This window comes from Sphingobium indicum BiD32, from assembly GCF_000382885.1.
In the GTDB taxonomy this organism is placed as follows: Bacteria; Pseudomonadota; Alphaproteobacteria; order Sphingomonadales; family Sphingomonadaceae; genus Sphingobium; species Sphingobium japonicum_C.
On record NZ_CAVK010000004.1, the window covers coordinates 15029 to 33337 of the forward strand.

General features: G+C 62.1%; 15 protein-coding genes and 1 pseudogene. 8 read left to right on the forward strand and 8 right to left on the reverse strand.

Annotation, left to right across the window (positions count from 1 at the left end):
- Together EBBID32_RS00320 and EBBID32_RS00325 are read right to left on the reverse strand one after the other, a co-directional pair.
- Entirely contained in the window at positions 1-462 is a 462-nt protein-coding gene (locus tag EBBID32_RS00320; RefSeq protein ID WP_006948723.1) for an EF-hand domain-containing protein, read from the reverse strand.
- Positions 463-545: 83 nt separating this feature from the next.
- A complete protein-coding gene (locus tag EBBID32_RS00325; protein WP_006948725.1) occupies positions 546-947 on the reverse strand; it encodes a hypothetical protein in 402 nt (133 codons plus the stop codon).
- A 156-nt stretch (positions 948-1103) separates the two neighbouring features.
- Here EBBID32_RS00325 and EBBID32_RS00330 point away from each other — a divergent pair, with 156 nt between their 5' ends.
- Together EBBID32_RS00330 and EBBID32_RS00335 are read left to right on the forward strand one after the other, a co-directional pair.
- The gene (locus EBBID32_RS00330; RefSeq protein WP_006948726.1) at positions 1104-1829 is read left to right on the forward strand and encodes a winged helix-turn-helix domain-containing protein; all 726 of its coding nucleotides are present in this window, start codon (positions 1104-1106) and stop codon (positions 1827-1829) included.
- Between the two features lie 3 nt (positions 1830-1832).
- On the forward strand, positions 1833-3176 hold the full coding sequence (locus tag EBBID32_RS00335; RefSeq protein ID WP_006948727.1) for an ATP-binding protein: 1344 nt from the start codon (positions 1833-1835) through the stop codon (positions 3174-3176).
- Between the two features lie 134 nt (positions 3177-3310).
- Here the strand turns inward: EBBID32_RS00335 and EBBID32_RS00340 are convergent.
- Positions 3311-3811: pseudogene (locus EBBID32_RS00340) on the reverse strand (transposase); the annotation flags it as partial.
- Between the two features lie 274 nt (positions 3812-4085).
- Here EBBID32_RS00340 and EBBID32_RS00345 point away from each other — a divergent pair.
- From EBBID32_RS00345 to EBBID32_RS00355, 3 genes are all read left to right on the forward strand, one after another.
- Positions 4086-5321 carry an acyl-CoA dehydrogenase family protein gene (locus EBBID32_RS00345; RefSeq protein WP_006948732.1) on the forward strand — a complete coding sequence of 412 codons (1236 nt, stop codon included), beginning with the start codon at positions 4086-4088 and terminating at the stop codon, positions 5319-5321.
- A 27-nt stretch (positions 5322-5348) separates the two neighbouring features.
- Positions 5349-6566 carry a hypothetical protein gene (locus EBBID32_RS00350; protein ID WP_006948733.1) on the forward strand — a complete coding sequence of 406 codons (1218 nt, stop codon included), beginning with the start codon at positions 5349-5351 and terminating at the stop codon, positions 6564-6566.
- 107 nt (positions 6567-6673) lie between these two features.
- Positions 6674-7618, forward strand: a complete 945-nt coding sequence (locus tag EBBID32_RS00355; RefSeq protein WP_006948735.1) for a phytanoyl-CoA dioxygenase family protein — start codon at positions 6674-6676, stop codon at positions 7616-7618.
- A 586-nt stretch (positions 7619-8204) separates the two neighbouring features.
- On the opposite strand, the gene EBBID32_RS00360 is transcribed toward EBBID32_RS00355, so the two are convergent.
- Positions 8205-8867 carry an OmpW/AlkL family protein gene (locus EBBID32_RS00360; RefSeq protein WP_006948737.1) on the reverse strand — a complete coding sequence of 221 codons (663 nt, stop codon included), beginning with the start codon at positions 8865-8867 and terminating at the stop codon, positions 8205-8207.
- 134 nt (positions 8868-9001) lie between these two features.
- Here EBBID32_RS00360 and EBBID32_RS00365 point away from each other — a divergent pair, with 134 nt between their 5' ends.
- Positions 9002-10309 (forward strand): radical SAM protein, encoded by a 1308-nt coding sequence (locus EBBID32_RS00365; protein ID WP_037487934.1) that lies wholly within the window; start codon positions 9002-9004, stop codon positions 10307-10309.
- 370 nt (positions 10310-10679) lie between these two features.
- Here the strand turns inward: EBBID32_RS00365 and EBBID32_RS00370 are convergent, their stop codons facing one another.
- Positions 10680-12350, reverse strand: coding sequence for an MFS transporter (locus EBBID32_RS00370; RefSeq protein ID WP_006948742.1), 1671 nt, complete (start codon positions 12348-12350; stop codon positions 10680-10682).
- A gap of 461 nt (positions 12351-12811) precedes the next feature.
- On the opposite strand from EBBID32_RS00370, the gene htpG reads away from it, so the two are divergent.
- Positions 12812-14698 (forward strand): molecular chaperone HtpG, encoded by a 1887-nt coding sequence (gene htpG / locus EBBID32_RS00375; protein ID WP_006948744.1) that lies wholly within the window; start codon positions 12812-12814, stop codon positions 14696-14698.
- A gap of 3 nt (positions 14699-14701) precedes the next feature.
- Positions 14702-15577: a Rossmann-like and DUF2520 domain-containing protein gene (locus EBBID32_RS00380; protein WP_006948745.1), complete on the forward strand. Its 876-nt coding sequence runs from the start codon at positions 14702-14704 to the stop codon at positions 15575-15577.
- A gap of 180 nt (positions 15578-15757) precedes the next feature.
- On the opposite strand, the gene EBBID32_RS23350 is transcribed toward EBBID32_RS00380, so the two are convergent.
- From EBBID32_RS23350 to EBBID32_RS00390, 3 genes are read right to left on the reverse strand one after another with little or no spacing between them, the layout of a single operon-like run.
- On the reverse strand, positions 15758-15862 hold the full coding sequence (locus tag EBBID32_RS23350) for a DUF2474 family protein (RefSeq protein ID WP_081627997.1): 105 nt from the start codon (positions 15860-15862) through the stop codon (positions 15758-15760).
- On the reverse strand, positions 15862-16860 hold the full coding sequence (gene cydB, locus EBBID32_RS00385) for a cytochrome d ubiquinol oxidase subunit II (protein ID WP_006948746.1): 999 nt from the start codon (positions 16858-16860) through the stop codon (positions 15862-15864). The genes EBBID32_RS23350 and cydB overlap by 1 nt, the downstream gene beginning before the upstream one ends.
- Positions 16857-18260 carry a cytochrome ubiquinol oxidase subunit I gene (locus tag EBBID32_RS00390; protein ID WP_006948747.1) on the reverse strand — a complete coding sequence of 468 codons (1404 nt, stop codon included), beginning with the start codon at positions 18258-18260 and terminating at the stop codon, positions 16857-16859. The genes cydB and EBBID32_RS00390 overlap by 4 nt, the downstream gene beginning before the upstream one ends.
- Positions 18261-18309: the final 49 nt, after the last annotated feature.

Sequence of the window (18309 nt, forward strand, 5' to 3'; positions counted from 1 at the left end):
CTATTGCCGCCGGGCGGCCAGCGCCGCCTTCATCCGTTCCCGTGCTGCGTCGAATTCCGCGCGGGAGACGTCATTGTTGCGGTCGGCATCGGCGATCAGGAACAGGCGGGGCGGCGCGGCGCGCATCTCCGCGCGCGAAATGACGCCATCTCCATTACCATCGGCCTGATCCAGTATGCCGGTCAGCCGCGCATAACTATCAGGCCGGGCCTTGGCGAGACGGGGGAAATCGGCCGGGCTGACCACGCCGTCGCCGTTGCGGTCGAGCTGGCCGAACTGCGCCATCCGAAAATTGTCGAATTCAGCACGACTGACGCGACCGTCCCGATTGGCATCGGCCTTGTCGAACCATGCCGTGCGGTCGCCGCCACCAAATCGGCCAGTCTGGGCGGCCGCTGGGAATGTGGCGAATGCCGCGCCAGCCAGAATGGTCGCGCGCAGAAAGGGGGATAGGAACGTCATGGATCAGCTTTCGTCGGATGCGCACCGACCCGGCAGATGGCCGGGGGGAGAAAATGGATGCCAGGTCGGCGCAAGGCAAAGGTTCAATAGGGCTGGGTGGAGCGGGTCACGGTTCCGGTCGAACCATCCGGTCGGGTACGGGTGGTGGTGGCGTTGATGCTGCCGTCTTCGTTGCGGACGGCGCTGGTGGACCGACCCCAGCTGGTGCCGTTGTTGGTGGTGTGGGTGGCACCGCCAGCATAGCTGCCATTGCCCCAGCTTGCGGTGCGGCTGGAGCTGACGCCGCGGCCGCTGTTGGTCTGTATCGACCGATTGACCGATGTCGCACCTGGCTGGCGCGAGACGCTGCGCGAGCGGTTGTAGCCATGGCCATTGGCCCCTTGCACGCTGACATTGCGGCTGCGCTGGCCTGCCTCGGCCGCCGTGGCGGCAAGGCTGCCGGCGAGCGCGAGGCCCATGGTCGCGAGGGTCAGAAAATGCTTCATGTTTCAATCTCCATCTCAAGGGGGCATGTTATGGGGCTGATGCCCCGGAGACGCTGTGTGCGGCATGGCCGTAAGCGCCATGCGACCGGCACGGATCATAAGGTGACAAAATGTAACACGCCTTGCCCCCGTCCGGCGGCGTGGCATGGTCTGTCCATGGACATGACACCCCGCCCGCAAATCGCCCTGGTCGAGGATGACGAGGAGATTGGCACCCTGGTCGCCGCCCTGCTCGTGCGGGAAGGGATGGATGCGCATCCGTGCCGCAGCGCGGCGGATTTCGATGCCTTGCTTTTGCGAACACCGCTGGACGCGGCATTGGTCGATATCATGCTGCCCGGCGAGGACGGCCTGTCGCTATGCCGTCGCATCCGCGCCGGGGGGCAATTGCCGCTGATGATCCTTTCCGCGCGCAGCGACGATGTCGATCGTATTATCGGACTGGAAATTGGTGCCGACGATTATCTGCCCAAACCCTTCAATCCGCGCGAGCTCGTTGCACGGCTGCGCGCGCTGCTGCGCCGATCACAGGCGAGCGGGGGTATGATCCAGTCGCCCGGCGGACGCCGCTATGCGTTCGAGGGATGGATGTGGGACGTGGACGCGCGCCAGATGACCGCACCGGACGGGCAGCCGCTGGACCTTACCGGGGGCGAGCATGACCTGCTGCTCTGCCTGGTCGAACGGCCGCAGCGGGTGCTCTCGCGCGAGCAACTGCTGAACTGGACGCGCGGCCGGGAAGGCGGGCCGTTCGACCGGACCATCGACGTGCAACTGGGCCGGGTCCGGCGCAAGCTTGCCGCGCATCCGGGCGGCGAGGCGCTCATCAAGACCGTTCGGGGCGGCGGCTATGTGTTCGTCTCCCCTGTGCGGCGGCTCTGATCCATGGGTACGACGCTCTCCTTTCGCCTTGGGCTGGTCATGCTGGGCGGCTTTGTCCTGATGCAGCTTGCGTTGCTGTTCGTCTGGCAGGTGCCCGGCCGGACCAGCGATAACGGCACTTACGGCCTTCCTACGGCATCCGCCCTGGTGGAAATGGTCATCGCCATGGAGCGCGCAGGCCCCTCGGGCGCCGACCGGCTGGCAAGCAGCTATGACGGATCGCTCTTCACTGTGCGGATCGCGCACGCGGCGCCCGGCGACTATCGGGAGGTTCCCGACGCACTGGCACCCCTGGCCCGCGCCTATCGCGCGGCCCTGACGGATCATAATATGGTGGTGGATGGAGGACCTGGCATAGCTGGATCGCTGATGGGGGATCGGGCGCGCCCGTTGCGCTTTCTCGTTCCCATTCGGCTTACCATCTGGATGCGCGACGGTCGCGTCCTGATCCTGACCGGGCGCCCCGCGAGCGGGCTGCGCGCCTACCTCGCCCAACGCAGCCTGCTGGGCTTCATGGCGGGCGCGATCCTGCTGGCGCTGCTGTGGCTTGCTCTGCGGCAGACGACGGGGCCGCTGCGACGGCTGACCCGAACCGTTCACGCCTTCGGGGAAGATATCCACGCTCCCGACGCACAGGCGGAAGGCAGCCGGGAAACGCGCGACCTGGCGCTGGCCTTTAACGGCATGAAGCGCCGGATCGCGACATTGGTGGAAGAGCGCACATTCATTCTTGCGGGCATTGCCCATGACATGCGTACCTATCTCACGCGGCTGCGCCTTCGCATGGACTATATCGCCGACTCTGAGCAGCATCACCGCGCCGAGCAGGATCTGGAGCAGATGTCCAAGCTGCTCGACGACAACCTGCTGTTCGCCGGGATAGATCGCGCAGGCGGTGACAGGACGCAGCGTGTCGATCTCGTCGCCCTGACACGCGATCTGGTCGAGATGCGCCCGGAAGCCGATCGCATCCGGACGGTGACGGAAGGGGGTATAGTCCAAGCCGACATTTGTGCGGACCCGTCAGGGCTGGAGCGTATCTTCGGGAACCTCGTTGACAATGGCCTGCGCCATGGCACGCGCATGGACGTCACGATCGCGCGCGATGGCGACCGGACCCTGTGGCGGTTCGAGGATGATGGTCCTGGCGTCCCGGCCGAGGAGCTGAAACGACTGGGGCTTGCTTATTACCGGCTGGAACCGGCGCGCGACCGGCGCGCAGGCGGCGCGGGACTGGGCCTCGCGATCGTCCGGGGCCTTGCTGAGGCGATGAAGGCCAGCGTGGCATATGGCGCTGCGCGAAATGGCGGATTATCCGTTACGTTGAGCTGGCCTGCGAGCGAGTAACTATGCTATGCGATCAACCACTTGACCGCGCAGCCAGGCTGGTCGGGACACGACCGAGGACGTGTAAAAACGCTTCTGCACGGCATGATCGGAGCGTCGTCGCAGCCGTGTCGAGACCGCTGGAGGTCGGTTGGTCAGGCTCGGATTGCCTGGATGAGAGGCTGCGCGCCGAACAACAGGATCATTCTCTTGATGTTGTAGGCGAGAACCGAGAGGCTCATTTCGGTTCGGACCTTTTCGAGCGCTTTTGTCAAAAGATGCGCGCTACTCGACCATGATTTGAGCGTACCGAAGACGTGCTCGACGGTTTTTCGGCGCTGAATCATCGCATCGGGCATATGGTCGAGCCTCGCTTGCATGACATCGAGCACGCCTTCGTGCTTCCAGCGCATGACGCGCTTTACTTTTTCTGGCGTGCAGCGCGGCCTGAGCGCGCATGTGTGGCATGAGGCAAGATTGCGATATTGATCCATGTCGCGACGATCGGAGCGGGCAGTCGCCTTGGTCAACGTCGCGCCCGCAGGGCAGATGTAATGATCTTGCTCGGCGTCGTAGACGAAGTCGTCGCGGCTAAACATCCCGGTCTTGATGCCGATCACGGTGTGCGACTTGGGAATGCACGGCAGCACGCCGGTCCGGCTGGCGCCCGCCGCGCACCGTCGCTGCGCGGTTTGGTACAGCAACACCGCTGCCCATCAGTATTTATCCGGATTTGACCGAAATCAAAGACGGGCAAGCAAACCACATCCATAGATTAGACATATTAGACATTAAGTGTGCAAATAGTATGGAATGGCGGGGGTAACGCCGGAACTGACCTGCAACCAAGCCTGCCCTGAAATGCGGGGCCGCAAGCCGAGGCGCCCTCCCTCCCTGCCATCCGCAACCCAAATGGACGGAACAGTCGATATGGCGACGCTTATCAATATCCCTGAAACGGTTGACGGCTCGGGCTATAACGAGGCCGCAGCGATAGAGATGGTTGGCCGAGCTCGCGAACTGCGACCGCTGATCGAAAGCTACGCCCCCTGGTCGGACGAGAACGGCCGCCTTCACGCGGATGTCGTCAGTTCGCTCAAGGATGCCGGATTCTGGGACATGGCTCTGCCACGCCGCTGGGGCGGTTACGGCACGAGTGCCAAGGCGATGGCGCTGGTCGGTGCAGAGCTGGCTAAGGCCGACGGCTCGGTAGGCTGGGTCTACACCGTGTTCCACGGCACCACCTGGGTTGCCAGCCTGACGAACGATAACGTCCAAGAAGCCATCTTTGGAGACGGCAGCAAGCCGGTGCTGTGCGGCATCGCCAATCCGCCGGGCAAGCTGGAACCGGTTGATGGTGGTTATCTGCTCTCGGGGCGCTGGCCCTATTCCTCGGGCTGCTATCATGCCGACTGGGCACAGCTGGGTTGCAACATCCACCATCCCGATGGCCGGATCGAGCACGGCGGCAACGCCTATGTGCGGATGAATGATGTCACCATCGAGAACACTTGGCACATGATGGGAATGAAGGGCACCGGATCGAACACCATCGTGGTCGACAAGCACTTCATCCCCGACTTCCAGTTCCAGAACCTCGTGCAATACTGCTACGGCATGCAGCATCCAAACAAGCGCCATGTCGGTGAGCCGAGCGACTACTGGCCGTTCATGCCCTTCCTGCGCGCGACGGCGCATGCCGTGGTGGGCGGCGCTGCCAACTCGATTCTAGAACGCGTGGCGGATGCATCGAGGCGTCGCCCGATCGTGTACACGACATATGGACGCCAGGCAGATTGTGTAACGGCACAGGCCGAGTTCGGTCGCGCCGCCGCCAAGATAGCGGCTGCCGAAGCAATGACTGTCAAGAACTGCGAGATCATTGACCGTGTCGGAATGACCCGCGTGCCGATGACCCCCATCGAACGCGCCCAAAGCAAAGGCGAGGGTTCGGTCGCGGTCGAACTGGCCAGCCAAGCGGTCGACACGCTGATGTTCCTGGCCGGCTCCAGCGCTTTTGCCGACAGCAATCCGCTCCAGCGGCTTTATCGCGATTGCGTATTCGCGATGCGTCACACCGCCAACCTGCCTTATGTCGGTTACGAGATCTTTGGCAAGGCTCTGCTTGGGATCGAGCCTAACATTGCCCCGCAGGACTTCATCTAATCCATCTCTCGAAACAGGAGACCCGTGATGGGTACGCTTGCTGCAATCAAATCCGAGTTCGGCAATATCGATTCACCCGGATTTGCCGATAACCTTGTTTCCCGCGCCTCCGCGATGATACCGGACCTGCGGGCGCGGGCCGAAGCGGACCATGCCGCCGGCTTCACCAGCCGGCAGACGTTTGCGGAACTCAAGCAGGCCGGCCTGACAAGGGTGATGCAGCCGCGCCGTTATGGCGGGCTCGAACAGCCCCTCGAAGTCTTTGCTAGGGCAGCCGTGGCGATCTCGCGCGGGGACCAGTCGGCTGGCTGGTCCTATGGCATCACCCAAGGCCACGCCTATCACCTCTGCCTGTTCGACAAACGTGCGCAAGATGACGTCTGGGGCGATACGCCCGATGTGCTCATCGCATCGCCATACAATCCGTATGGCATGGCCAAGTCGGTTGCCGGCGGTTTCGAGTTCAGCGGCAGTTGGCCGTTCTCCAGTGCCTGCGATCATTGCAACTGGTTCATGCTCGGGGCGTTCGTCGATGGAGACGAATCGCGTTTTCTCACGTTCCTGGTTCCCGGCAGCGAGGTTGAGATCGTCGATGACTGGAAGGTCGTCGGGCTGAAGGCTACCGGCAGCAAGACCGTGCGGGTCAAGGGATGCTTCGTACCTGAATATCGCACGGTGCCGTTCGGCCCCGGCACGGAGGGGTTTGACTTCCCCGGTTTCGCCGTCAACTCAAACCCTTGGTTGCGGATCCCATATATCCTGGTCTTCAACCGCTTGGTTTCGGCAACCAGCATCGGTGGCCTCGGCAACATGCTCGACACCGTGGTGGAGTATCTTGCGCCGAAAATATCGGTGATCACGGGAAAACCCGTATCCGAGCATCCAGACACCTTGCTGGCAGTCGGCGAGGCGTTCGCAACCTATGACGAACTGGTCACCCTGGCGATCCACGACCTCGGCGCGCTGACCGAAATCGCCGCGCAAGGCCGCGTACCCGACGAAGCGACGATCAACATGTTCCGTTACCGCGCCCAGTCTGCCGGCGCCCGCGCTGCCGATGCCGCCAAGCGGCTCTTCGAGGAATCAGGAGGCGGTGTCGCGTACCTGAACAAGCCGCTAGCCCGGATATATTCGGACCTGATGGTCGCGCGCAACCATCCGGCGAGCGCGATGTACCGCGATTCGGGCCGTGCCATCGGCACCAATCTGTTCGGCGGCGAAGCAGAGAGGCGCCGCCGCTTCTGAATGCCGCCGGATGGCCAGCGACGATGCGGCGGGGAATCTCGCGGGGTTCATGTCGCGGCCGCCGGGTCGGGCAAAACCACACAAGAGAAACGAGAGGACAAGCTGTCATGAAGCCATTGCTCGAATCGACCTACGCCATCGGCGACCGCGCCGAACTGACCCGCATCTGGAACGAACATGGCTATTGGTTCTTCCGCAATGTTCTGGACCGGGATGCTTTGCAGCGGTTGAAGGATAAGTTCATGGCTGAGCTCAAGGAACTCGGTGCCATCGATGCGGATGCGGCCGAGCCGATCTGGAACGGCAAGCCGCTGGATGCGGTGCCGTCGACCTTTACGACCTTGCACCAGCTTCACGCATGGCAAACCTTCGTCAAGGAGGCGCCGATCAAGGCGTTCTTCGAGGAAATTCTCGAGGACGAACTCTACTGGTTGCCAATGGATTACTACCGCCTTGTGGCGCCACGTCCCCGTGACAAGGTCGAACTCTATATCGGTAATCACCAGGACGGCATGTCGAACTACGGTCTCGAATTCGAGATCTGCTGGATTCCCCTGACCGACATCACCGAGGCTTTAGGCGGGATCGTGCTTGCCACTGGGCAGCACAAGCGCGGCTGGATGGAAATCATCGACGGCAAGGCGGTATTCACCAAAGGTGGCCCGATCCCCGACGATTGCTGGGCCCGGGCCGATTACCATCTCGGCGATGTTCTGATTTTCTGCAAGGAAATGCCGCATTATGGTCTTGGCAACAGGTCGGATCGCTTCCGCATCTCGCTGGACATTCGCGCCGCGCGTCGATCAGGCCCACTGCCGGTCGCCGGCAAAGTGCTGCATATTGCCACCGACGCGGTGACCATCCGCAACGAGGTCGATGACACCGTCGTAACGCTGACGCTCGATGCCAATACATTCCTGCGCGGCCCGGGTCGACCCAACCCGGTACCGATCACGCTTGCAGAAGTCGCCACAGCTCTGCCGGCGGGATCGGACGTGCTGGCCACGCGGGACGGTGCGCGCGCAATGATTCTTCGACCGCAAATGTATTAACCGGGTTGCCGGCTTCCCCGCGTCCGTCGAAACGCCCCTTATGCCCTATTGCCAGCGCGGGCCGCTGTTGGCAGCGCGTCTGTCAGTCCACCATGGACCAGCAGATCGCAGTCCTCGTCGTCCGTTTCCAGCTTTATTCGCCATATGCACCTTCTACCTTAGGTACTTTTTGGTGTTGGATACTGGCGAGCATATCCAGAATCATATCGACCAGGAATCCCAGTTTTTTTACATTTGGGCCAACACGGACGCGCAAGGATCTTCTGATTGCCGCTCGTAGGTTAGAGCCCAAGTGCGTCCACCACATTTTCACCAGCATACATAGTTAGTCATGCTTCTGGCGGGTTGCCATCTGCGATTTTTGCATTTCGCGCAAAAGGAGATCGCAAGCTGCCGCGCGAAGATGAGCGGGTGCCATTTTTCCGTAAGGTGGATGGGCGGAACGGGTCGGGGATGAGGCAATCGTCGAGGACCAACAGTTCCAAAGCCACCGATTCAAGCAACACGCAAATTTACATGGCGGGCAAAGGGGAAAAGGCTCGGACGACGGATCGTCCAAGCCATTTTCCTGCGCGCCAGTTCGTGTTCAGAAGCGCATGCCGACGCCGACGCCAAATACGAACGGGTCTAGGCCCAGCTTGACGCACTGGACGCCAGCGGCCGTGGTCGCCAGTCGCGCTTTGGTGTCGATGTCAATATATTTGACGTCGATGTTGAGGAAAATCCTGTCGTTAAGGTCGATATCGACCCCGATCTGGCCGGCCCAACCGACACTATCCTTCATATGAACCTTGGTCTTGCCCACGGCTGTCTCCAGGGCGGTGGATGCATCTTCAGCATAGAATAGGGTATAGTTGATGCCCGCCCCCACATAAGGCCGGACATGGCCATCGACCACGGGATGATATTGCATCGTCAGCGTCGGCGGCAGCACCCAGGTCGAGGCGAGCTTGCCAATGCCGCCGGTCGTGCCGGTGCGGCCGCTGGCGCTATGTTTCGTGGTCGCGGCGATCAGCTCGAAACCGATATGGTCTGTCGCCATATAGGTGACGTCGATTTCGGGCATGATGCTGTTGTCCACGGCTACCTTCTCGCCCGGAAAGGCTGGCAGAACACTCCCGCTCTTCTCGTTGGGCGCGACCATGATCGTGCGAAGGCGCAGCAGAATGTCACCCTGTTTGGCCTGGGCCGGTCCGGCGATCAGTGCGCCGGCCATGGCGCTGGCCAGCAAGAAAGTCTTTATACGCATTATTGTCTCCGTCCCTGATGTTGCGGTCAATAACGCCTTGTAGGCCCGGCCTGCCGTTCCTTCCTTGACGCCGCGCAATCAGAAATTTGATCCTGCGCAATGCGTTGACGCGCGACCGGTGGCAGGCCGTTCCCATGTTCCGATACTATCCCGATCTGCTGGCGGCCCCCGTGCCGCGCTACACCAGCTATCCCACTGCTGCACAATTCACCGAAGCCGTCGGCGCCGAGGCGCTGGCGGAGCGGCTCGACACTCTTCCGCAGGATGCCGGGATATCGCTCTATCTTCACATCCCCTATTGCCACGACATCTGCTGGTATTGCGGGTGCAACACCGGTGCCGCGACCCGGCCCCGCCGCCTGGCCATCTATGTCGATGCGCTGGAGCAGGAAATCGCGCTGGTCGCCTCGCGCCTGGGCGGGCGGAGGCGCGTGACCCATATCGCCTTTGGCGGTGGCAGTCCGAATTCGCTGCCGCTGGTCGACTGGGTCCGCCTTAATCACCAGTTGCTGCTATGTTTTGATACCAGTGCGGCCGCCCTGTCAGTCGAAATCGATCCACGTCGCCTCGACCAGGCATGGATCGACGCCATGGGCCAGATCGGCGTTTCGCGCGTCAATCTGGGTGTGCAGACCTTTGCACCCCACGTCCAACGGGCCATAGGGCGGGTGCAGCCGGTCGATATGGTGCAAGCGGCGGTTGCCGGGCTGCGCCGGGTTCAAATCGACGTCGGGTTCGACCTGATGTACGGCCTGCCGGGCCAGAGCGAGGCGGATCTGGCCGAAACACTGGAAACAAGCATCCGCCTGGCACCATCGCGTATCGCCCTGTTTGGCTATGCACATATGCCGCACCTGCTGCACCGTCAGCGCCGGATCGCGCAGGCCGATCTTCCCGACATGGCCACGCGCTTCGCGATGGCGACACAAGGTCATGCGATGCTGACTGCCGCGGGCTATCGCGCCATTGGCTTCGATCATTTCGCCCTGCCCGATGATCCCCTGGCTCAGGCCGCAATCGGCGGAACGCTGCGGCGCAATTTCCAGGGCTTTACCGAGGATGACAGTGACGTCCTGATCGGTCTGGGTGCCAGCGCGATCAGCCAGTTTCCCGACCTGATCGTGCAGAATGAGAAAAATGCCGGTGCATATCGGGAGATCATCGCACAGGAGCGGTTGACCGCGACACGCGGCGTGAAGCGCAGCGCTGACGACCAGAAACGCGGCCGACTGATCGAGCGCCTATTATGTGACGGCGTAGCGCCAAGCGAGGGGGTTGGACAATCCCGCGATCTGGCCAGATTTGTCGACATGGGCATCGCCCGGCTGAACGACGGGTTGATCGAGATTCGCCCGGAGGCGCAGCCCTATGCCCGGTCGGTCGCGGCGTGCTTCGACGCCTATCTTCGCCCGGCCGAGGGGCGATTCAGTCATGCCGTCTAGCAAGCTGATATTGGCGTTGGGCATGATCGCCACGGCAATTTCGACATCGGCTGATGCGAAAAGCAGTGCCGGGGCGGGACGTTATTATTGCGGCGAACCACCCATTGACTGGTCCCCACCATGGGAGAAGCGCCGGACCGATGGCCATGACAGGCTTGCCTGCCATCTGATGCTCAGGGAGCAACGGAAGAAATTGAAATAGCGACAAAAGAAGCGGGCTATTGCCGCGCGAACGAAAATTCTGCTCCGCGATCCGCCCTCTCGGGCCATAAGCTATATGACCCTGTCGCCCCGCTCCGCCGTGTCGCTCATAAAAAGGGGGCGGCTTCCGGTTGGCAGCCGCCCCACGCATTGCCGGCTTATCAATGATCTATTCGTCGATATTGCGGCGGAAGGTTTCGGGCAGGAACAACAGCCCGATCACCACTGTCGCGGCGGCCACCACGACCGGATACCACAGGCCGTAATAGATGTTGCCGGTGGCCGCGACCATCGCGAATGCCGTCGTGGGCAGGAAGCCGCCGAACCAGCCATTGCCGATATGATAGGGCAACGACATCGACGTGTAGCGGATACGGCTGGGGAAAAGCTCCACCAACATCGCCGCGATCGGGCCATAAACCATCGTCACGAGCATCGCGAGCGCCCACAGGATCGCCACCACCATCGGCTTGTTGATTTTGGCATTATCAGCCTTGGGCGGATAGCCAGCCTCCGCCAGCCCGACCTTAAGCGCGTCCTGGAACCCCGCGATTGCAGCGTCCTTTCCAGGTCCGACCATGCTCGTGGGAACAGGCGCGGTGAAGCTGACCGTTCCGACCTTGACCGTGGCGGGAGTACCGGCAGGCGCGTCGATATTGGCGTAGGTGATGCCGGTCTTGGCCATATAGGCCTTGGCGACATCGCAACTGGACCCATCGAACTTGTTTTTGCCGACCGGGTCGAACTGGAACGAACATTCCTCCTGATGGGCGATGATCGTCACCGGAGCGGAAGCCTGTGCCGCGGCCAGCATGGGGTTGGCCGCGTTGGTCAGCGCCCCGAACAGCGGGAAGTATGTCATCGCCGCCAGCGCACACCCGCCCAGGATGATCGGCTTGCGACCGATCTTGTCGGATAGCCAGCCGAAGAACACGAAGAAGGGCGTTGCCAGTGCCAGTGCGATGGCAATCAGGATATTCGCCGTCGCACCATCCACCCTCAGCGTCTTTTCGAGGAAGAACAGCGCATAAAATTGCCCGGCATACCACACCACCGCCTGTCCCATGACCGCGCCCAGCAGCGCGATGATGACCCAGCGCAGATTGCCCCATGTGCCGAACGCTTCGGTCAGCGGTGCCTTCGACGTGGTGCCTTCATCCTTCATCTTTTGGAACACGGGGCTTTCATTGAGTTGCAACCGAATCCACATCGACACGCCCAGCAGCAGGATCGAGATGAGGAATGGCAGGCGCCAGCCCCAGGCGGCAAATGCTTCCTCACCCAGCCCATAGCGAAATCCGATGACGACCAGCAGCGCGGCGAACAAGCCGAAGGTCGCCGTCGTCTGAATCCAGCTGGTGTAGAGGCCGCGTTTCCCCTCCGGCGCATGTTCGGCGACATAGGTCGCCGCCCCGCCATATTCGCCGCCCAGCGCCAGACCCTGCGCCAGTCGCATGATCAGCAGGATGATCGGCGCGGCCACGCCGATGCTGGCATAGCTGGGCAACAGGCCGACCGCGAAGGTCGAAAGACCCATGATCCCCATCGTGACGAGGAACGTGTTCTTGCGGCCGACCATGTCGCCGACCCGTCCGAACACGATCGCACCGAACGGCCGCACTGCAAAACCTGCTGCGAAGGCCGCCAGTGCAAAGATGAAGCCTGTCGTCTCGTTCACGCCAGAGAAAAATTGCGCCGAGATGTAGGTCGCCAACAGACCGTAGAGATAGAAATCATACCATTCAAACACCGTGCCCAGCGAGGAGGCGGCGATGACGAGTTTTTCATTCTGTGTCGCTGCATGATGTTTTGGCAGGCCGTCGTCATATGTTGTTGCCATGTGCCATCTCCCTTAGAAGCCATATTTCGCGGCCATCCCAACGCGATCCATCGCCCGGTGAGGCCGTTGACGACTGTGCGTTGAGCATGGCGATATTCGATGCCCAGGTCCAAAGTTTTGGCAACATGCAGTTTGCAAAGCCGATATTGGCGTTTCGGGCATGAAGCCAATCCTACCCTTGCACGGGAGGATTTTGGTGCCGGGTTGTAAAGGACAACATCGCCCAATTTTAGGCAGGAGACCAGAAGAGGTTGCCCGCCAGACTATAAGCGTCACCATTGGCCAGCCCAGGCAGTAATATGCCGTGTGGATGGAACAAGGATGCTGATTTCACGGCGACCATGGTCAAGAAGCTGCGCTGGTCAGTACCTGCCCCAGCTTTTCCCCATCCGCTCAATCTTGCAAAAATGAGATGTTGCCGCCATTTCCGCGCTGCATCGTAAAATATGGGGAGTGTTATCGTGACCACCGAGACCGCAGCGCCGCCAGAGACCCACGCCTTTGAGGCAGATGTGTCGAAGTTGCTGCACATGATGGTGCATTCCGTCTATTCCGACCGCGACGTATTCCTTCGCGAACTGATTTCAAATGCCGCCGACGCCTGCGAGAAGCTGCGCTATGAAGGTATCGCCACGCCTGCGCTACTGGGTGATGATCCACATCCGCGCATCAGCCTGACTCTCGATCCCGATCAGGGCCGTTTGACGATCGAAGATAATGGCATCGGGATGACCGCCGCCGATATGGGCGAGACGCTGGGTACCATCGCGCGATCGGGCACCAAGGCGTTCATGGACAGGCTGGCGGCAGATGCAGGCAAGGCGGACTCGCAACTGATCGGCCAATTCGGCGTCGGCTTCTATTCCGCGTTCATGGTAGCACGCGAGGTGGAAGTATTCTCCCGCCGGGCAGGCACGGATGCGGCGGCGTGCTGGCGTTCGGACGGTCTTGGCACCTACACGATCGCGCCGGTGGATTTGACGGAAGCTCCGCCACGCGGCACGCGCGTCGTCCTGCATCTGCTCGACGATGCCAAATCCTATGCGGAACGCTTCACTGTCGAGCGGATCGTCAAGGCACAGTCCGGTCATGTGCCGGTGCCGATCACCCTGTTGGAAAAGCCCGATGCCGAAGGCAATCTCGTTGCCGACGGCGCAGCGCTATGGCTCAAACCACGCTCGGAAATCAGCGAAGAAGATTATGCCGATTTCTATCGCAGCGTTGCGGGGCAATATGACAAGCCCGCGCACACGATCCATTACCGGGCCGAAGGACGGTATGAATATTCGGTCCTGACCTTCATCCCGCAATCCAAGCCGTTCGACCTGTTCGATCCGGATCGCAAGGGGCATATCAAACTCTATGTGCGCCGGGTGTTCATCACCGACGAAGCGCCTGTCCTGCCCCGCTATCTGCGCTTTGTGCGCGGCCTGGTGGATTCGACCGACCTGCCACTCAACATGTCGCGCGAGATGATTCAGGACAGCCCCGTGCTGGCGGCGATCCAGAAGGGCGTGACCGGCCGGCTGCTCGGCGAGTTGCAGAAGCTCGCCGATAGTGACGGTGACGCATATTTGCAGATTTGGGAGAATTTCGGGGCCGTCCTCAAAGAAGGTCTGTACGAGGATTTCGAGCGGCGCGAGGCGCTGCTTGGCCTCGCCCGGTTCAAGAGCACGAGGTCGGGGGATGGCTGGCGTTCGCTGAAGGACTATGTCGCGGACTTGCGCGAAAACCAGACCGCCATCTATTATGCGACCGGCAACGATCTGGATCGGCTCTCCACCTCGCCGCAGCTTGAGGGCTTCCGCGCGCGCGGCATAGAAGTGCTGCTGCTGCCCGACCAGGTCGACAATTTCTGGACCACGGTAGGCGTCGATCATGAGGGCAAGCCCTTCAAGTCGGTGACCCAGGGCGGTACCGACCTCACCCTCATCCCGCTGTCGGACGATACCGAAGCACCGGTTCAGGCGGACAGCGATGCGGTCGACGGCTTCCTTGCCTTTGCAAGGAACGCCCTGGCGGGTGCCGTTTCGGATGTGCGCGTGTCGGAACGACTGACCAGCAGCGCGGTCTGTCTGGTGGCGCCTGAAAGCGGCATGGATCGGCAATTGGAGAAATTGCTCGCCAGCGCAGGGCAGTTGCCGCAAGCGGCCCTGCCCATATTGGAGATCAATCCCGGCCACGCGCTGATCCAGAAACTGGCGGTGGTCGAAGATGCGGACGAACTGAAGGCTGATCTGGCGCATCTGCTGCTGGATCAGGCGCGGATCGCCGATGGCGAGCAGCCGAGCGATGCACGGGCCTTTGCCGAGCGGCTGGACAGGCTCATGCGCCGCGCTGTCGATTAGGCGATGGCTGACGCCCAGCCTTATCGACAGATCGGCATTGCCGGGACGGGCCGGGTCGCTGGCGCGATCGGGCTTGCCCTTGCCGGACACTCGGTCAATCCGCTCCAGGTCTGGGGTCGCGATCCGGCAAAAGCCACAGCTCTTGCCGGATCGATTGGCCGCGCCCACGCGACAACGCATCTGGCCAGCATTGGCGAGGCATGTGATCTGATCGTCCTTGCCGTTTCGGACGATGCGCTCCAACCTTCCATTCATGATCTCGCCGCCGTTGCCAGTGCGGAATCATCTTTTATATTCCACGTCAGCGGGCGCAGCGGTGCGGCGATATTGGAGCCGCTCCATGTCAAAGGCTGGCGCACCGCAGCGGTCCACCCGGCCATGACCTTCACCGGCGACCCGCAGGCGGAGGTCCGGCAGATGATCGGCGCGCGTTTCGCCGTGACCGGATCGACGCTGCGGGCGGGCGCAGAGGCCAGGGCCATCGTCGCCTTTCTCGGTGGCGTCCCGGTCGACATAAGCGAGGCGCACCGGCCGCTTTACCATGCAGCCCTGTGCCATGGCGCCAACCACCTCGTCACCCTGATCGCCGGAGCCGTTGACGCCCTGTCAGCGGCCGGTGTGGATGATCCCGCAGCGCTGCTTGCGCCACTCGTCCGCGCCGCGCTGGAGAACGGTCTTGGCAAAGGCATGGCGGGCATGTCAGGGCCATTGTTGCGCGGTGACGCAGCGACAATCGGTGGGCATGTTTCCGCGCTGCGCAGGGACTGCCCTGCTCTCTTGCCGCCATATCGCGCCATGGCTCTTGCCACGCTCGACGCGCTGGAACAGGCCAACGGATCAGCCCCCTCTGGTGCATGTCGGTCGCTGATGGAGGGATGACGAAGCTTCTGCTGGCAGGGGAAAGTGGATCAGGGTTTGGCGCTGGCCCTGTGAGACGAGCGCATGACCCAGATCGTTGCGCCGCCCCGCCCTGCTGCTGCCCCGACCCAAGCTTCTCACTGCCATCGTAGAGGCCGACAGGCTATCGCAGGAGATGGCAGCCTGGATAGCGACGCGCTATCACACCAGCCAGTGGCGCAATCCCAGCGAAACCAGTAGCAGCGTCGCCACGCTTGCGGCCCATATCCCCACGAACCAGCCCAGTCGGATCATCCGCCCACGCATCAATGATATCCCTCACTGCCGACCTTGCCCCTGAACACCCAATAGGCCCAGGCGGTGTAGGCCAGGATTACCGGCACAAGAACCGCGCCGCCTGCCAGCATGAACAACTGGCTGCGATAGGGGGCTGCGGCCTCCCAGATGGTGACCCGCGCCGGGATGACATAGGGCCAGATCGAAATGCCCAGCCCCAGCAAGCACAGGCCAAACAGCGCGAGCGCCCAGAGGAAAGGCTGCGCATCCTTGCGCCGCGTCAGGCTGCGATAGAAGAGCGCGGTGACGATCACCGTTGCCAGCGGCACCTGCGCCGTGGCGAGAATGCCCGGCCAAGCCAGCCAGCGGCTCTGGTAGCTGGCTTCCAGCGTGAGCGTGGCCAGGCTGACCGCGCCAATCAAAATCAGCAGCGCGATGCCCAGCCGCCCGGCATAGGTCACCACCTGCCGCTGCAACCCGCCTTGCGTCTTCCAGTTGAGCCAGCATGCCCCCAGCAATGCATAGCCGACCATCAGCGCCACGCCGGTCAGCAGCGAAAAGGGCGAAAGCCATTCCCACCAGCCGCCGGAATAGGCGCGCCCTTCCACGCTGATGCCCTGAAGCAGAGCGCCCAGCGCAATGCCCTGCGCAAAGGTCGCGACCGCCGATCCACCAGTGAAGGCGCGGTCCCACATCGCCCGGTGCGCCGGGTCGCGCCAGCGAAACTCGAACGCAACGCCCCGCAGGACGAGGCCCAGCAGCATCGCGATCAGCGGCGCGTAAAGCGCAGGCAGGATGATGGCATAGGCCAGCGGAAAGGCGGCGAGCAGCCCGCCGCCGCCCAGCACCAGCCAGGTTTCATTGCCGTCCCATACCGGCGCGATGCTGTTCATCGCGGTGTCGCGGTCCTTGCCCACCTTGAACAGCGGGAAAAGGATGCCGATGCCAAGGTCGAACCCGTCCATCACGGCATATGCGACGATGGCAAAGCCGATGATGGCGGCCCAGATGACAGTCAGGTCAATCATCCTTCGCCTCCTTCGATGGCGGGTGCAGGGGTGATGCCGGCGGTGCGGATCGGTGCGCCATCCAGCGCCCTTTCATGTGCTTCCGGCGGCTTCTTCATCAGATGCAACAAATACCAGATGCCCATGCCGAACACGCTGAAATAGACCAGCACGAACGCCAGCAGCGATGCCGCTACCGCCGGAGCGTCGAGCGGCGATGCACTGTTGGCGGTGCGCAGCAGGCCGTAGATGGTGTAGGGCTGCCGGCCTACCTCGGTCACGATCCATCCCGCCAGCACGGCGATGAAGCCCGATGGTCCCAGCAACAAGGCCGCACGATGCAGCCATGACCAGTCGTGCAGCTTGCCGCGCCAGCGTGCGATCAGGCTCCACAGGCCCAGCCCCAGCATTGCAAAGCCGATGCCAACCATCACCCGGAACGCCCAGAACACGATTCCCACCGGCGGCTCATCCGCCTCCGGCACGGTATCGAGACCCTTCATCGGTGCATTGAGATCATGTTTGAGGATCAGCGACGACGCCTTGGGAACGGAGATGGCATAATCGACCCGCTTGCTGGCGCTGTCGGGGATACCGAACAGGATCAGCGGCGCGCCGTCGGGATGGCTGTCATAATGGCCTTCCATCGCCATCACCTTGACCGGCTGATGCTCCAGCGTGTTGAGGCCGTGCATGTCGCCCGCGAAGATCTGGATCGGCGCGACGATCGCCGCCATCCACATCGCCATGGAGAACATGGTGCGTGCGCCGGGATTGGTACGGTCCTTGAGCAGATGCCAGGCCCCCACCCCGCCTACGGCAAAGGCCGTCGTCAGATAGGCGGCCAGCACGGTATGGACCAGCCGATAGGGGAAGCTGGGGTTGAAGATGATCGCCATCCAGCTGGGACCAGGCAGGAACTGCCCGTTCGCGCCCATCTCATAGCCGGTTGGCGTCTGCATCCAACTGTTGACCGAGAGAATCCAGAAGGCGGAAATGAAGGTGCCGATCGCCACTGCGCAGGTCGCGGCAAAATGCAGCTTTCGCCCGACCTTGTTGATGCCAAACAGCATCACGCCGAGAAACCCGGCCTCCAGGAAGAAGGCTGTCAGCACCTCATAGGCCATCAACGGACCAATGACCGGCCCGGCCTTGTCCGAAAAGACCGACCAGTTGGTGCCGAACTGGTAGGACATGACGATGCCCGACACGACGCCCATGGCGAACACGACCGCGAAAATCTTGAGCCAGTAGCGGAAGAGATTGGCATAGACGCCCTTGCCGGTCGCCAGCCACAGCCCCTCCAGCACCATGAGATAGCTGGCAAGACCGATCGAAAATGCCGGAAACAGGAAGTGGAAACTGACGGTGAAGGCGAATTGTGCGCGGGCGAGAAGCAAGGCGTCAAGGGAATCGAACATGGGGATGTCCTTTCGCGCGCCCTTGTAGCAGGCTCTCTTATACACATCT

Excerpts from the sequence above, each read along its gene's own strand:
- EBBID32_RS00320 (WP_006948723.1), bottom strand. The coding sequence starts at position 462 with ATGACGTTCCTATCCCCCTTTCTGCGCGCGACCATTCTGGCTGGCGCG.
- EBBID32_RS00325 (WP_006948725.1), bottom strand. The coding sequence starts at position 947 with ATGAAGCATTTTCTGACCCTCGCGACCATGGGCCTCGCGCTCGCCGGC.
- EBBID32_RS00330 (WP_006948726.1), top strand. The coding sequence starts at position 1,104 with ATGGACATGACACCCCGCCCGCAAATCGCCCTGGTCGAGGATGACGAG.
- EBBID32_RS00335 (WP_006948727.1), top strand. The coding sequence starts at position 1,833 with ATGGGTACGACGCTCTCCTTTCGCCTTGGGCTGGTCATGCTGGGCGGC.
- EBBID32_RS00345 (WP_006948732.1), top strand. The coding sequence starts at position 4,086 with ATGGCGACGCTTATCAATATCCCTGAAACGGTTGACGGCTCGGGCTAT.
- EBBID32_RS00350 (WP_006948733.1), top strand. The coding sequence starts at position 5,349 with ATGGGTACGCTTGCTGCAATCAAATCCGAGTTCGGCAATATCGATTCA.
- EBBID32_RS00355 (WP_006948735.1), top strand. The coding sequence starts at position 6,674 with ATGAAGCCATTGCTCGAATCGACCTACGCCATCGGCGACCGCGCCGAA.
- EBBID32_RS00360 (WP_006948737.1), bottom strand. The coding sequence starts at position 8,867 with ATGCGTATAAAGACTTTCTTGCTGGCCAGCGCCATGGCCGGCGCACTG.
- EBBID32_RS00365 (WP_037487934.1), top strand. The coding sequence starts at position 9,002 with ATGTTCCGATACTATCCCGATCTGCTGGCGGCCCCCGTGCCGCGCTAC.
- EBBID32_RS00370 (WP_006948742.1), bottom strand. The coding sequence starts at position 12,350 with ATGGCAACAACATATGACGACGGCCTGCCAAAACATCATGCAGCGACA.
- EBBID32_RS00380 (WP_006948745.1), top strand. The coding sequence starts at position 14,702 with ATGGCTGACGCCCAGCCTTATCGACAGATCGGCATTGCCGGGACGGGC.
- EBBID32_RS23350 (WP_081627997.1), bottom strand. The coding sequence starts at position 15,862 with ATGCGTGGGCGGATGATCCGACTGGGCTGGTTCGTGGGGATATGGGCC.
- cydB (WP_006948746.1), bottom strand. The coding sequence starts at position 16,860 with ATGATTGACCTGACTGTCATCTGGGCCGCCATCATCGGCTTTGCCATC.
- EBBID32_RS00390 (WP_006948747.1), bottom strand. The coding sequence starts at position 18,260 with ATGTTCGATTCCCTTGACGCCTTGCTTCTCGCCCGCGCACAATTCGCC.